We start from the raw sequence: 15,149 nt of genomic DNA, 5'->3' as shown, positions 1-15,149 counted from the left end.
TCCTTTCCAAAAAATATATGATAGCTGCTTCCTTGGTTGGAAACAGCTATGTAAACGGGGCTATATTTTTTAAGCATGTATTTCTATGATCTCGATTTTATTTGTATTTTAACTACAAGGAAAAGCCAAACTGGCTTGACCATGCGGTTCTTGAAATCAGGACATACAGCATAAAAAAGTGAAACAGGATGTGTTGATTGACATTTCTATGCATTAATATTAGAATGAAAAAGCTAGTTCTATGTTTGTTCGCCTTAGATAAAAGATGAAAAAAGTGTACTCGACAAATTCTGTTTTTAGGAGGGACATAACCATGAAGGACATGATTGCGTACTGCGGACTGGACTGTGAAAAATGCGACGCATATCTTGCAACAATTAATGACGACCAAGCGTTGCGTGAGAAAACTGCAAAACTATGGGCTGAGTTAAATAATGCCCCTATTCTGCCTGAGCATATCAACTGTAAAGGTTGTCGTGTTGATGGGGTTAAAACTGTATACTGCGATAATCTCTGCGCTATTCGTCAGTGTGCACTGAAAAAAGGCATGCCTACATGCGGCGATTGTCCAGACCTGGAAAAATGTCAGACTGTTGGTATGATTATCTCAAACAATCCCGCTGCCCTGAAAAATCTCAAGGAATAAACTACATAGTTTGACAAATCCCAGTTAGTCGGGCTAATTTAATGCACCTTCTTGATATAATACTTACTTCCGCTTTAGCCGTTTTTAATAGCGGCAAGCAGAGCACAAAATCTCATTTCTTCCTCTGATAAAAGTCTAACTTTTTTTGGGGTTTATTTCATTGTTCGTGCTATTTTTTCAATCTCACTCTGTCCCAAAAATTCAACGATAGTTTTTCTTTCTATACATTATAACTAGAACTAACAATATTATATACACAACATTGTTGAGCTCTTAAATCACAAAAATAGTTACATGAAACTGTGGATTTAAACTATTAATATAACGTTTCAAAAGTTATGATTTTCATATATATTTTACTTTCGTTGCCTGCTAACACGGCTCCCCCGGTGCCTGTAGTCTCCAACATGCATCCCGTATTTTCAACGTTTGTCCCAGCTATTTTTTTATTTGGTTGCCTGCCGGCACGGCTCGGTAGAGCCGGTCGTTTCCACAAACACATCCCCTTCAATAATCTCGCCGCCGGCCAGAATAATCCGATCCACGATCACCGGATCCTCCTGACGTTTTTCCACATCAATGGCCCGGCTCATAAGCCGTATGTCCACGCCCATATCTTTCAGCAGCCTTCTCACCTGCGGCTCTACTTTTATCACATCGTAAAGGCTGGCATGCTTGTGTCCCGGGAAATCCACGTTGACGTGACGTGCACAGCGGTCCGTGATGTCAAAGAGCTCATGAGCTCCCAGAGCTATGTTTTCTTCCGCCGCAGTAAACCTGCCGTTGTTCCGCATGATTCCGCCTACGTTGCCGAGACCCAGCAGCATGTCGGTCTTTTCCAGGAGGGTTACTTCCGCTCCGGCCTTTCTGGCTGACACAGCAGCCGCGCAGCCGGACCAGCCGCCTCCGATTACTACTACTTTATACAAATTAAATACCCCCAATCGCTTTAGTATATGCGCATTGGGGGATTTTGGTTATTCACTTTAGCGCGGCTTTGTCGATATGCGCCAAATTCCGATTTTTAAGGTTCAACGATATTAAAGAAGTAGTCAAAGCTTGTCATATGCTCTGTCAGTTTTTTGAGCACATCCTGATCTCCTTCTATTTTGACGCTCTTTTTCTGTGCATCTTTATCCCCGGTCAAAATCGCTGCCATTCCTGCCTTGGGCATGGTTAAGGTGGCGTCTGCCTTTGTGTCCTGTACTCCTTTCTGGTACAACAGTACACCGGAATTCACGGTCAAAAGATACGGGTCCCCATCCGTAAAGCTCAGGTTAATCTTCAGGTTCAGATCCTGTGCTTTGTTGGAATCCAGCAGGATACCCATGTAATCCATCATCATCTCTGTAGTCATGGATTTTTTCAGGTCCGCGCTGCTGTTAGCCTTCAGGCTCATATCGCTGGTTGTTCCCTGCCGCAGCTCTTTAGCTCCTGAAAGATAAGCGTTGCGCCAGGTACCGGATTCGGCCTGATAAGCCAGCTGCTCCATGGCGTCGGCACATAGGTAGCGGGCGTCCTTATTTTCCGGATCGGCAAAGACCAGCACATTGGTGATCTCAGCCACCCACTGATATTCTCCCTTGTCAAAGTCCGCTTTTGCTTTTTTCAGAATTTCATCCGTATCGCCCATATACTCTACATACTTCTGTGCGCTGTCGCTGGGTGAAAGCGGATTCAGATTCACCGGATTAGCATCGTACCACCCCATATACCGCTGATAAACGGCTTTGGAATCGTGAGCCACCGTCCCGTAATATTGGCGTGTATACCAGTTCTTTTCCAGATCCTTTGGCAGCTTAATCATATTGGAAATCTCGTCCGAGGTGTAACCCTGGTTGATGTACATGAGTGTCTGATCGTTGATAAATTTATACATGGATGCTGTGTTTTTCATATATGTGTTAATTTCCTGATTACCCCAGTGCGGCCAGTTATGGGCCTGAAAAACCACTTTTACATCCTTTCCATACCTGCCTGCGGCTTCCATGATATATCCGGCCCAGGCGTTTCCGTCCCGTACCTGCGCGCCTCTGAGCGTATACAGATTATGCAGCGTCCCGGTACAGTTTTCCGCCATCCACAGTGCCTTTTTATCTGCAAACCAGGTGTTCATCTCTGCCGGCGCTTCGGTACCCGGCGTCATCTGAAATTCCATCTTTATCCCATCAATCGTACGGGTTTCGCCGGTCTTTTTAATCTCATCATTGGGGGAGATATAGGAAACCGTCCCTGTGGACTGGCCCATACCGATCCCGATAGACATGGCTCCGGTTTCGCCCTTATCAAGAATGGTCCCATACTGATAGCCTGCTCTGCGTCCCATGGCATTGCCCGCATAGACATTTTCGCTGACCGCGTGTTCTTCAAATCCCTCTGGTACAATAATCGGAATATTTTTTTCCTTCACTTCCTTTTCTGTGACAATTCCCTTGATTCCGCCATAATGGTCCACATGAGGGTGGCTCATTACAATGGCTTTGACCGGCCGTTTACCCAGTTCTTTGTCCACCAGCTGCATAGCTGCTTTGGAACATTCCGTGCTCATGAGCGGATCGAAAACGATCCACCCTGTATTTCCCTTGATAAAAGTGATATTGGTCATGTCGTAGCCTCTCACCTGATAGATCCCCTCAGTCACCTCAAAGAGTCCGTAGAGATGGTTGTTCTGTGTGTTGCGCCACAGGCTCGGGTTTACCGTGGCCGGCGCTTCTTTGTTCTCAAGAAAATCATACGCCTTCTGACTCCAGACGATTTTGCCGCTTTCGTCTTTCAGCACCAGCTCCTCCGGTGCTGCGATCAGACCTTTCTCAGCATACTTTTTTTCCTGTTCATCCTTAAAGTCCAGCATCGTATATACTTTTTCATTGGCCTCTTTGGTGAGCTCTGTGGCCCCTTTTGCGGAGCTGTCCAGATCACCCTGGCCGCCGCACCCCGATAAACTTAGAACCGCTACAACTGCGGCCGCGCAAAAAATTCTCCGCTTTTTCATAAAATCCTCCTGGTTTATATATCAATAATCTATGCTTTCATTTTAACTTTTTCGGCAAAAAAAGTAACCACCCAAACGGGTGGGGGGTGGTTAGATGTAATTATACTCGCAGGCCGCTTTGAGGCAGTGCGGCCGCCGTTTTAACGATCTTCATTATCCAGCCGGTTATTTTCACCGGTGAGCTTTTCTACATTCCCGTCAGTTCCCTGTGAATACTTTTTCTTCAGTCGGTAAAAGCCAATTCCGCAATGTACAAAGGTTACGCCATAAACAACAACAAGTATGGTCCAGAGCACGATCAGCATTATACCCGCCGCATTATCATGCACTCCATTGATAATCGAAGGAATCTGCGCGACTCCCGCACACAGGAAAATTGCCATCAACAGCAGCATTCTCTTCATGAAAATACGCTTTAACATTTCCAGCTTTGATTCGTTGTCACAAAAGATCTCCAGTTCGCTTTCCTCCGCATTGGCGGCCTTTTTTCTGAAATAGCTGAATCCGTTCAGCTCCTGCAGGTATTCCCATCCGTAGTCCGCGTACAGCTGCAGGTAGCCCTCCTTTTCCGAAGCTTCCTGCGGGTTGAAATCCAGCCGGTATACCACATCCTCCGGCTCGCATTCTTCAAAATAGTAGAAGAACGGCATTCCGACTCTGGTCAGCCTGTATCCCTGATTGTGCCGTTCTCTGAGAAATTGCTCTTCTTTTTCATAGTCGGTTAACAGGAAGATATGACATTCTCGTTTCTCTTTATTTTTCATCGTACACCTCTCCTCTGCTGTTTTTATAAAGCCGCTCAATGCGTTTGATTTCAAGCTCTAAAATCTGTTTTCCCAGATCGGTTATCAGGTAAAGCTTTCTTTTTTCCTCTTCACGGATAAAGCGGATCAGTCCGTCCTTTTCCATTTTGGACAGGCTGCCGTACATGGTTCCGGGACTGAGGACGACTGCGCCTCCCGTCAGTTCCTTTACCTTCTTTCCAATGCTATACCCGTGCATTTCCTCCTGTAAACAGAACAGAATGTAGAATCCGCTCTCTGTCATAGGAATATAGATCCGTTTGATCCTCTCTTCCATAGGGCCTCCGTTTTTAAATTCATACAGGCATCCATTGCACTGCAATACATCGCACTCCGATACACGTATTATATCGAAGTGCGATGTATAAGTCAAGGCAAAGTGCTTTTCTCTGCTTCTTCTTTTTTATTTGTTTTCCGGTCGTGTATTCAGGTATGGCAAGGTCTTTTCCATGATTTCTTTGACAATCGGCGCCGCTGCTTCGCTGCCATGGACTTTTCCCTTTGGGTTGTCAACCACCACCAGGATCGCCACCTGCGGGTCGTCGATTGGAGCCAGCCCTACAAAAGACGCGTAGTACGTTTTAGAGGCCAGACCTTTAGACTCATTCTGGGCGGTCCCCGTTTTGCCGCCCATCTTATATCCCTTCACCTTTGCTGCGGTTCCGCCGCTTTCTTCCACTACGTACTCCATGGCCTCTTTGACTTCATCGGCGGTCTCCTTGGAAATAGCCTGTCTTACCACTTCGGTTCCGCAGGACTTAACCGTTTTGCCGTCGGAGTCGGTGAGCTTGCTGACCAGGTGGGGACGTACCAGAACACCGTCGTTTCCAATAGCGCTGACCGCTGTCAATAGCTGGATCGGCGTGACGGAAATACCCTGCCCATAGGACATGGTGGCGAAATCCACCGATGTCAGCTTGCTCTTATCCTGAATCTGTGCCTGGGCCTCGCCCGGATAATCGACACCTGTTTTCTCAGTTATCCCGAACAGATCCAAATATCTGTAAAACGTATCGATTCCCAGCCGTTTTCCCAGCTGGATGAACACCGGGTTGCAGGAGTTTCCCACTGCCTGTTTTAAGGTTTCATCGCCGTGAGCCTCCGGATATTTCCAGCATTTAAGGACCTTTCCGCTCACATTATAACTGCCGGAGCAATGAAAATGCTCTTTCAGCTTACTGGTCTTTTCTTCGAGGGTTGCCGATAGGGTCAGCAGCTTGAAGGTCGATCCGGGTTCATAGGTATCGCTGACCAGGGGGTTTCTCCACATTTTATTCAGATATTCCGCTTTTTCTTTTGCGGACATTTTTTCAACCTTTTGCGCTTCGCTTTCTGAAAGCGGCACCCTGGCATTATTGGGGTCATAGGTCTCAGTTGTGGCAGAGGCCAATATTTCCCCGGTCTTGGGATTCATCATCAAACAGGTGATCTTATCGGCCTTTGTGGTCTTTTTCCCATTTTTGATGGCCTTTTCCGCATGGCTCTGAACAACCGCGTCCAATGTGGATACCACATTGAGACCGTCCTCTGCCTGATAGGTATCATTGGTTCCATATGAAAGCGTCCGCCCCGCCGGGTCCGTCTTTTCCACTTGTCTGCCGGCAATACCGTTAAGTTCATCGTTGTATTGCAGTTCCAGGCCCGCAAGACCGTCACCGTCACTGGAAACGTTTCCAATGACCTGTGCGGCCAGCGTTTTCATCGGGTAATATCTTGTCTTTCCTTTGGTAATTTCAATGCCCTTGAGTTCGGCCTTCTTTACCTTTTCCATCGTCTTTTCGTCCAGATCTTTGGCGATTTTCACCAGCACCGACTCCTGCCGGAGCTTTTTCTTTACCTCCTTTTTATCCAGGCCCAGTATCTTAGCCAGCTCTTTAGCCGTTGCGTTTTGTGCTTTTTTGTCTATGTTGGCGGGTCTGGCCCAAATTACATAGGTGGTGGCGCTGACAGCCATAACGTCTCCGTTGCGGTCGGAAATGCTCCCTCTTGCCGCACTCACCACCTTATTTCTCGTCTGCTGCTGTTCTGCCATAGCCGTATAGGTTTCACCCTTCACAACCTGAATATAGCCGGTTCGCAGGCACAGCCCGACTATCAGCGCAGCCAGAATGCCGAACATATAGATGCTTCTTTTTTTGCTTAGACTCGTAGGTTTTGCCATGATTTCTACCCCTTTTCGTGCTGCTTATTTATAAACAATAACACAAATCAGCCATAGGATAAAGGGGTCTGCTCTCGGAATATTCCGTAAAATTCTTAATATTTTATAAAGGGCGGCGTACACAGACAATTTCTTCGCTGTCCGTATACGCCGCCCTTGTATTTTTCAATAACTATATTAATTTATGCCGCGGCTTTTACCTCTTTATTTTCCTGCTCAGCCTTTTCCTCCAGCTTTCTGGTGGCAAACCAGGCAACAGCGACCGCTGTAACTCCGGCAACGCCTTTACCTACGATTACCGGAAGGATCATCTCTCTGTTGACGCTGGCAGCAAATGCCAGGTCGTCGCCGATAATGAAGGTTCCGCTCACCATGAACGCGGCGTTGAGAATCTTGCCCCTTACGTTCATATCCTTCATCATGCCGCACATAGGGATATTGTTAGCCATGCTGGCCACAAGACCGCCGGCAGCCGTATCGTTGATGCCGATTTTGGATCCTAATTTCTGCAGCGGGCCGCTCAGCTTTTTGGTAATAACGTATACCATCGGGAAAGCGCCTGCCAGCATAATCGCAATATTGCCCACGACTTCAAAGCCCTCTGTCAGCGGAGCCATTCCCGGAATAATCGTCAGTCCGGTCAGCGACTCCACGATGGAGCAGACCAGTGCCGCGGTAATGATCGCAACCACCAGATCACCAAAGATGCGGAAACCTTTAATCATTTTCTCAGGCACCAGCTTCAGTCCCAGAACAATCAAACCTGCAAACAGGATGATTGGCAGCAGATTCCGCAGAATCATGGACAGCTCATATCCCGCAGCCAGCCCTCCGGCAATACATCCTACCGGAATCGTCGTCACTCCGTACAGGATACCCTGTGCCATAAACGGGTAGTCTTCTTTTTTCAAAATACTAATGGCCACCGGTATGATAAACACGATCGTGTTGCCCATCATTCCGCCTAAAATCAGGCCGGAGAAGTTCGCCACGTCTTCGGTAGCGGCCATTTCGTGAGCGATGGAATACGCTCCCATATCCATTCCCAGGAAAGAACCTGCCATCATTGCCGGATCAGCCCCAAGAAACTCATAAACCGGCCCCAATACCGTCAGCAGGATCTTTGTCAGAACCGGAGCAAAGGCCAGTATTCCCAGCATGGAAAGCGACAGCGCTCCCAGGGCGTGAAAACCTTCTTCAAATTCATCCGCAAGTCCCAGCTTAAATTTTTTCTTGGTTATTTTATCAAACCCTCCCAGCACCATAAAGAGTACCATAATATCCACAACGATTTGATTAAAACTTAAATGATCCACAATTTCACCACGCTTTATCCGCGTATTTTCTTCCTTTCCTTTTTCTCGTTTCTTTTTTCTTACAGCTCTATTCTACACCTAATATTGTTAAACATTCAACGATTTATTTGCTATTTGGATGTAATTGTTTTGCTGTATTTATAACTAATTTGTTTGCTTATTCATCATTACATTAACTAATTTGCTATTCAATATTTCAGATAATTCACAACTCCATCACAAACCTGCAATTTTCAACGTTTCTGCTGCTTGTCCACTTTTTGTTAAATTAATATCATATCGCTGTTCAAAGGAAGAATCCGTTTCTTTCGACACAAAAAAAGCGCAGGGATTAAACTTCCTTGCGCTTTGAAAAGGCTCTTTATCTAAAACCTTTGGTTCTTTTATACTCTCTGCTCCACGGAAAAACATTTCACTACAAATCTGCTCCCATCAGCGACTGTCACAGCCAATCCGCCTTTCTTGTCAAAGATTCTCAGATCACTGATACATATCTCGTCGGATTCATTAATCACATCAAAAATTCTCTCTTCAAATTCCTGCACTGTCATATAGTTCTCCTCTTTTTTCCATTTTGTTTTGCATTTGAACAAATTGTTGCCTTTACAGTCCATATTCTTCTTACAGAGCAAAAGATATGCAACCGCATGGTGGTATATTAATTATGATTATGCCACCATTTGGTAACATTAGCAAGAGGTGATTTTATGAGAATTAATAACCGAATAGCGGACCTCCGCATTGATCACGACCTGACACAGCAGCAGATTGCCGACCTCTTGCATTGTCAGCGTGAAGTCTATCGGAGATACGAAAAGGGAGACAGAGAACTTCCTTTATGGGCGGCTGTTCAACTGGCAGAATACTACAATGTATCGATTGACTATCTTCTGGGCTTATCATCGCAAAAGCGTCATTTCCGTGACGCGAAAGGAGCGATTTTTAAGAATACCCGCAAAGCCCGCGGCAAAAACAACATCGGTGGAGCCGGCTGACTTTGTTCCAATCTCCCATATCTTTTTCTATGCCTGGTATACGAAAACACGGAAACCAAAAGGTCTGCGTTTTATTTGCATGGCAGCCTGCTTCCGATTATCCGTGTTTCCAGTTTGATCTTATTTTATTTTGCTTCGTTAGTCCCCGTTTTATTCCTGTATTCCCGGAATGGTTGGGATTGCCTCAATAGCAGGCCTCAGCTCTTCATCCGTAGGGATATGGTCAGCCATTTTCCCTTCATTATATGCGGCATAGGCAGTCATATCGAAATATCCCGTTCCGGTCAGTCCGAAGAGAATCGTTTTTTCTTCTCCGGTTTCTCTGCACTTTACGGCTTCGTCAATGGCGCAGCGGATCGCATGGGCGGATTCCGGCGCCGGCAGAATTGTTTCCAGCTTGGCGAACTGCACGGCGGCGTCGAATACCTTTGTCTGTTCCACAGCAACGGCTTCCATATATTTGTCGTGATAGAGCTTTGACAGGATCGGAGACATTCCGTGGTATCTCAGGCCGCCCGCATGGTTGGCGGAAGGCTTGAAGGTGCATCCCAGCGTGTACATCTTTGCCATCGGCGTAATTTTTCCGGTATCGCAGAAATCGTATTTATAGACGCCGCGGGTAAAGGATGGGCAGGATGCCGGTTCTACGGCCACGATCCTTGGATCTTTTTTACCCGTAATTTTATCCCGCATAAACGGTGCGATCAGTCCTCCCAGGTTGGAGCCGCCGCCCGCGCAGCCGATGACGATGTCCGGATATTCGTCCAGTACTGCCATGGCCTGCTCTGCTTCCAGACCGATGATGGACTGGTGAAGCAGCACCTGATTGAGTACGGAGCCCAAAACATAGCGGTAGCCGTCGCTGGTGACCGCTCTTTCAACGGCTTCGGAGATGGCGCAGCCCAGACTTCCGCTGTTATCCGGATCTTCTGCGAGAATCTTCCTCCCCGCTTCCGTGCGATCGGAAGGTGAAGCGAAAACATTTCCGCCAAAGGTTTCCATGATACTCTTTCTGAAAGGTTTCTGGGTAAAGGATACTTTAACCATGTATACCTCCAGATCCAGTCCGAAGTAAGAGCATGCCTCTGAGAGCGCCGTGCCCCACTGGCCCGCTCCGGTCTCTGTGGTTACGCCCTTAAGTCCCTGCTGCTTTGCGTAGTAGGCCTGGGCAACGGCGGAATTGAGCTTATGGCTGCCGGAGGTGTTATTTCCTTCAAATTTATAATAGATCTTCGCCGGGGTGTCCAGGGCCTTTTCCAGGTTAAAGGCCCTGCACAGAGGCGACGGTCTGTAGATTTTATAAATATCCAGCACTTCCTGCGGGATATCGAAATATCTGGTGGTATTGTCCAGCTCCTGCTTTGCCAGCTCTTCGCAGAATACGGGATATAAGTCTTCTGCTTTGGCCGGTTTTCCGGTTGCCGGATTGATCATCGGGTCATGCTGCTCTTTCATGTCAGCCCTCAGGTTGTACCATTGTTTCGGCATCTGGTCCTCTGTTAGATATAATCTGTGCGGTATCTTCTTTGTCATTTTTGTTCTCCTTTCAAATTCCCTGATTGATTGAGGCCAGGTGTCTGTAATAAAAAAATCATCTTCGGTGAGTTATTCGCGCGTGGCGCTCACTTTCATATTGTAGATTTTTTTGAAATATAGGAAATGCCACGCATTCGATATTTCCTATATTATAAAAAAAACGCTCTTATCCCTGCTATGGGACAAAAGCGCTGCTTTTGCTATGCCACCCTGAGAACAGATTACAAATCTGCTCCTGATCTCCGCGTACAGCTGTTGATACGCGCTCCCTTTGTAACAGGCGGAGCTCCCGTCAGGTGCTACTCGGCGCGGCTTTCCGTGCCTTTCGTCCTACCCTCATAAGTCCATTCGGTCTGGCTGTCCTTATCGCATTCTCACCATCTGCGATTCTCTGTGAAGTCCTGATCCAAACTTACTAGTCTCAATCATCGGTTTCAAATTCAGTTTTATTATGGTGTTTATTATAAGGGGTTATTTGTGCTGTGTCAACTGTTTTTATTGTAAATCTTGTAGCTTTTACACAATTATATAGTCCGCAGGACTTATGCGGATTTTATTTATGTCTTGACAGTTATACATATTTTTATTAAAATGTAAATAAATTACATTTTAACGATTAGGAGATATTATGTATCAACAGCTGCGGCTTCGGCAGGATCTGAAGCAGGAATACCTGAGACAAGAAAAATTGGCTTTACGGCTGGAAAATCGCTTAAAACAATTACCTCAAGGCAGTCTTGCGCTTCGCAGGGACTGCTATTACCGGATTCTGTCGGGCAAAGGAAAGGTTGAACAGATTCCAATCCCTCCGTATGCTGCCGACAGTCGTGCCTTAATCCGGCAGCTGAAAGAAAGGCGGTATATTCAGAAATTGCTTCCCATCCTGGAAAAAAACTTAAAATACCTTGAAAAAGCTTTAAAAAATTTGCAGCTTTACGATCCGATTTCTGTGCAGGAAATTCTCCCGGCCGCCTATAATGATTTCGATTTTTCCGGCTTGCTTCTGTCCGGGGATTTAGACCCTGCAGCCTGGGCTTCCCAGTCATATCAATCCAACCCTTATTTCCCTGAGAATTTAAAGTATCAATCTGAGGGAGGGCTTTTAACGCGCTCAAAGGCAGAGTCCATGATCGCCACACAGCTGGAACGCCACCATCTTGCCTTTCGCTATGAACCGGCTCTTTCCCTTGGGAGCCACACCTTCTATCCGGATTTCTGTGTCCTGCATCCGGTTTGCAGACGGCTTGTATATTGGGAACATTTTGGCATGATGGATCACTCAGACTATGCTTGCGATACGATGTCCAAGCTGCAGATTTATATGGATCACGGGTATCATCCGGGGAATAACCTTATCTTTACTTGGGAGTCAGGCTCGCATCCGCTCACCTTTGCTCACATCAACACCTGCATCCGTAAATATTTTTCCTGAACACTTGTTTTGCCGGCTTCATTAGTATCGTTTTGCTGGCTTCATTGACACCATTTTGCCGGCTTCATTATCTGTGTTATAAAATTGCCTCTTACTTGCTGATTTTATATCTTTTTTCAACGTTTTCGCCAGCTTGTCCGGGATATTTTCGCCAAATATAAGTATCCCGCAGCAATCAGGGCCGCAAAGCTGCATTTTTCATATAAATCCAGAAAAAATTTTGAGTTTTATAACAGGGCGCGGTCGGCCGCGCCCCGATTCTTTAAAATTCATAGAACTGGCATTTGCACATTTTATGGCTTTTCCCCTGATCGTCCACCATTGTACAGGCTCCGCAGATGCCTTCGCCGCAGCACATATGGAAATTATTGCTGACCACTCGCTTTTTCTCCGGCACTGCGATGGATTCCACGAAATAGTCCGATGCCAGAATCATAATTATGTCATACTCTTCCGGGCACACAAACTCAGGGATTAACTCCGCGTAACGGATGCTGCTTACCGGATAATCCACCAGATAGTCATTGACCAGCTCCTGATTGATCTTATCCAAATCAATGATCATGTCCACGGTGTCCTTACCAAAGGCCCACTGGTTATAGTTGGCCGCAGGAGCAAAACCAATGCCCTTCGTAATGCAGAGCACCTTTTGCGGCTGCTTGGTCAAAAGGTGGGAAACACCTAAAAGGCCATTGCGGTATACGCCTCTGATCTCAATCTCATCGGTCGCTTCCGCCAGAGCCTTGGTCTTTCCCGCCATCACCTTTACCGCAAGATGCAACTGCCCTTTTTCCGGTTCCGCCCGCATAACGGATATGGGCACACTGTAGCAGTCGCTCTCATCGCATTGTTTGAGAAAAACATAGGAACCGGGCATAGATGCTTTCAGGGCAAAGCCTTTGCTTACCTCCACCACCAGTACCACCAGATCCTCGCCGTACCAGATTTTTTTCAAAATCCTTGTTTTCTTACTTTCTCTGCGGTTATTAATTTTCTTTCCGTTTTGGATGTACTCGTTATATATGCAGACACCGCGCCAGTTGCAGTCGCAGCAGTCTTTGCCCTGCAAACGGCTGCAGGTTATACAGTCTCCTGATTCAGCCAGCAGGCAGGGACAGTTTTCCGATCCTGCGTCGACGCATATTTCTTCCTTATATGTCATGGTTATTCCTCCAATCTCTTAAAACCATACTCCATTAATGTATATGCATCTTCGAACCATCTCGGTGCGCCTAGATCCATACTTTTGGTTATAAATGGTAAAAAATCGTTTAGAATTTCCAATGAATTTCAAGGTGTTTCTGCCCCCACCCAACAGAAGAAACATAAATCTCTTCAATGAGTTCTTCTGCCATTATTCGATCGAACTTATCCAGAGCCAGAATTTCACGAGCCTGTTTTAGAATTGTTTCGTTTACTTTCGTCGCATCAAGGCTCATCCTCCCTTGTATCTGCTGCATTTGCTCTGACAGGCTCTGGTTTTCTTGCGCTAGGCGTTCTTTCTCTTCTTTGTAGGCGGAATTGAGTTCTTTGAATTCTTCTACAGTGAGTACACCCTGCACTCGATCCATATACAATCTTGTACTGATTTGCGTTAATTCTTTTATCGCCGTTTCATTCTTTTCCAGTTGTAGTTCTCTGCTCTTTATCTCAATTTCAGCCGTTTCTACCCTTTTAACTCTTGCAGCCATTGCTTCTGGCGAAATACAGTCTTCAACATATTTACGCAGTTCACTTCGCACCTGATCAATTAAGTAGCCTTCCTCGGCGCAAGAGCCTTTACAAGCTGACGCCGTTCTTGTCGAAGTACACCTGTAATATCGACGATTTTTTTTGACCTGTGATACCACCATAGAGCGGCCGCAATTTGCGCACTTTAGTTTCCCGGCAAAAATGTTGTTTTTTCCGGATGCAGTCGGTCGTTTGCGTGTCTTTTTTGCCGCCTGTACTTTATCGAAGTCTTCTTTGCTGATGATTGCTTCATGCGTATTTTCACATCTTATCCATTCGTCCTCTGGCAGTGCTTTACGCTTGTGCGTTTTGAAATCAATCGTTTTACTCCTAAATTGCAACAGATTTCCAATATAGATTTCGTTACGAAGCATTTTGGAAATTACCGATCCAAGCCAAACTGGGTCGTAGTTTGGATTACGCCGTCTGATCATATAGTTGGGGTCAACAAACATTCTCTTATACTCACTAGGAGGAGGAATATGTTCTGAATTTAATACCTTAGCAATTTTATCGCTCCCATATCCATTCAAATATAGTCTGAATATTTTTTTGACCACTTCTGCCGCTATGGGATCAATCATCAATTTGTTGCAATCATTCGGGTCTTTTACATATCCATAGCAGGCATATGAGCCGATGAACATTCCCTGGCGTTTTCTAACCAAAAACGCCTGTTGAACGTTATAAGACAGATCTTCAACATACCATTGATTAACCAGTCCATTGATTTGACGGGATTTTTGATTGCCTCGTACTGCTGTATCACTGTTATCTAATAAACTTACAAATCGAATGTTCCATTCTTTGAATTTTCCATTTATGTATTTCTCAACATGTTCCATATCCCTTGTAAATCTTGACTGGGATTTACATAGGATAATATCAAATTTACCTCCTTCCGCATCTTCAAGAAGCTTACGATACCCAGGCCGATTCGCATCCGTTCCTGAGAAGTCATCATCCGAATAGATATTATATACTTCCCAATTACGCTTCAATGCCTCTTCGATCAGCATTGTTTTTTGTGTTTGGATACTTCTGCTATCTTCTTCCGGGCTAGACTTGTCCCTATCTTCGCTGGAAAGTCTAGAATAAATTCCAACTTTATTCATATTGCACCTCACCTTCTCAAGTAAAGTGCCATGCATATGATGATATCATACAACATGGCATCCCACTAAACAATTATGTATTCCTCGTGTTCATTGCTTAGCTCCCTGCAAAGTATCCGCAGCAATTTGTTTTCAAGCGAAGTCATCCGTTCGCTGCCATCTTCTTTAAAATTGCTGGCGATGCATACTTCCTCCCTTTTTTCACATGGTTCCTGCATTTGCATAATATCCCCCCTAATTCAATACCAGTGTATTAAGCACCATTGCAAAATATGAATAAATCAAAAAACAAAAAAGACATTCATATGCGGTTGAATGTCTTTTTTGTTCATTATCATTCATGCGTACAATTCACAAATATGATTCATATCTATCGCTCCATGTCCATACACTTCCTGCTTTTCGCAGGCTCTGTATCCATC

At 45.6% G+C, this 15,149-nt stretch carries 14 protein-coding genes; 3 read left to right on the top strand and 11 right to left on the bottom strand.

Annotated elements, in window-relative coordinates; genetic code table 11:
- The first annotated feature begins 313 nt into the window (after positions 1-313).
- Complete coding sequence (locus tag NE619_RS17330) at positions 314-646, top strand: DUF3795 domain-containing protein (protein ID WP_256133735.1); 333 nt, start codon at positions 314-316, stop codon at positions 644-646.
- Positions 647-1,092: 446 nt separating this feature from the next.
- Here the strand turns inward: NE619_RS17330 and NE619_RS17325 are convergent, their stop codons facing one another.
- The 7 genes from NE619_RS17325 to NE619_RS17295 form a co-directional block, all read right to left on the bottom strand.
- A complete protein-coding gene (locus NE619_RS17325; protein ID WP_330640840.1) occupies positions 1,093-1,575 on the bottom strand; it encodes an FAD-dependent oxidoreductase in 483 nt (160 codons plus the stop codon).
- 95 nt (positions 1,576-1,670) lie between these two features.
- A complete protein-coding gene (locus tag NE619_RS17320; RefSeq protein ID WP_256133733.1) occupies positions 1,671-3,638 on the bottom strand; it encodes an alkyl/aryl-sulfatase in 1,968 nt (655 codons plus the stop codon).
- Between the two features lie 140 nt (positions 3,639-3,778).
- On the bottom strand, positions 3,779-4,402 hold the full coding sequence (locus NE619_RS17315; protein ID WP_256133732.1) for a DUF2812 domain-containing protein: 624 nt from the start codon (positions 4,400-4,402) through the stop codon (positions 3,779-3,781).
- Positions 4,392-4,718, bottom strand: a complete 327-nt coding sequence (locus tag NE619_RS17310; protein ID WP_256133731.1) for a PadR family transcriptional regulator — start codon at positions 4,716-4,718, stop codon at positions 4,392-4,394. The genes NE619_RS17315 and NE619_RS17310 overlap by 11 nt, the downstream gene beginning before the upstream one ends.
- A gap of 126 nt (positions 4,719-4,844) precedes the next feature.
- Positions 4,845-6,602: a peptidoglycan D,D-transpeptidase FtsI family protein gene (locus NE619_RS17305; RefSeq protein ID WP_256133730.1), complete on the bottom strand. Its 1,758-nt coding sequence runs from the start codon at positions 6,600-6,602 to the stop codon at positions 4,845-4,847.
- A 182-nt stretch (positions 6,603-6,784) separates the two neighbouring features.
- Positions 6,785-7,918, bottom strand: coding sequence for an ethanolamine utilization protein EutH (locus tag NE619_RS17300; RefSeq protein WP_330640838.1), 1,134 nt, complete (start codon positions 7,916-7,918; stop codon positions 6,785-6,787).
- A 383-nt stretch (positions 7,919-8,301) separates the two neighbouring features.
- Positions 8,302-8,469, bottom strand: a complete 168-nt coding sequence (locus NE619_RS17295; RefSeq protein WP_256133729.1) for a hypothetical protein — start codon at positions 8,467-8,469, stop codon at positions 8,302-8,304.
- Positions 8,470-8,625: 156 nt separating this feature from the next.
- Between NE619_RS17295 and NE619_RS17290 the strand changes: the two genes are divergently transcribed.
- Positions 8,626-8,913 (top strand): helix-turn-helix transcriptional regulator, encoded by a 288-nt coding sequence (locus NE619_RS17290; protein ID WP_256133728.1) that lies wholly within the window; start codon positions 8,626-8,628, stop codon positions 8,911-8,913.
- A gap of 150 nt (positions 8,914-9,063) precedes the next feature.
- Here the strand turns inward: NE619_RS17290 and NE619_RS17285 are convergent, their stop codons facing one another.
- Positions 9,064-10,446, bottom strand: a complete 1,383-nt coding sequence (locus NE619_RS17285; protein WP_256133727.1) for a TrpB-like pyridoxal phosphate-dependent enzyme — start codon at positions 10,444-10,446, stop codon at positions 9,064-9,066.
- A gap of 631 nt (positions 10,447-11,077) precedes the next feature.
- On the opposite strand from NE619_RS17285, the gene NE619_RS17280 reads away from it, so the two are divergent.
- Positions 11,078-11,881: a hypothetical protein gene (locus NE619_RS17280; protein WP_256133726.1), complete on the top strand. Its 804-nt coding sequence runs from the start codon at positions 11,078-11,080 to the stop codon at positions 11,879-11,881.
- A gap of 262 nt (positions 11,882-12,143) precedes the next feature.
- Here the strand turns inward: NE619_RS17280 and NE619_RS17275 are convergent, their stop codons facing one another.
- From NE619_RS17275 to NE619_RS17265, 3 genes are all read right to left on the bottom strand, one after another.
- Complete coding sequence (locus NE619_RS17275; RefSeq protein WP_256133725.1) at positions 12,144-13,043, bottom strand: hypothetical protein; 900 nt, start codon at positions 13,041-13,043, stop codon at positions 12,144-12,146.
- A 109-nt stretch (positions 13,044-13,152) separates the two neighbouring features.
- Entirely contained in the window at positions 13,153-14,727 is a 1,575-nt protein-coding gene (locus tag NE619_RS17270; RefSeq protein ID WP_256133724.1) for a recombinase family protein, read from the bottom strand.
- A 65-nt stretch (positions 14,728-14,792) separates the two neighbouring features.
- Entirely contained in the window at positions 14,793-14,951 is a 159-nt protein-coding gene (locus NE619_RS17265; protein WP_256133723.1) for a hypothetical protein, read from the bottom strand.
- Positions 14,952-15,149 lie beyond the last annotated feature (198 nt).

This window comes from Anaerovorax odorimutans (genome assembly GCF_024459955.1).
Lineage (GTDB): Bacteria > Bacillota > Clostridia > Peptostreptococcales > Anaerovoracaceae > Hominibacterium > Hominibacterium odorimutans_A.
This window is presented reverse-complemented; position numbering and strand designations above follow the sequence as displayed.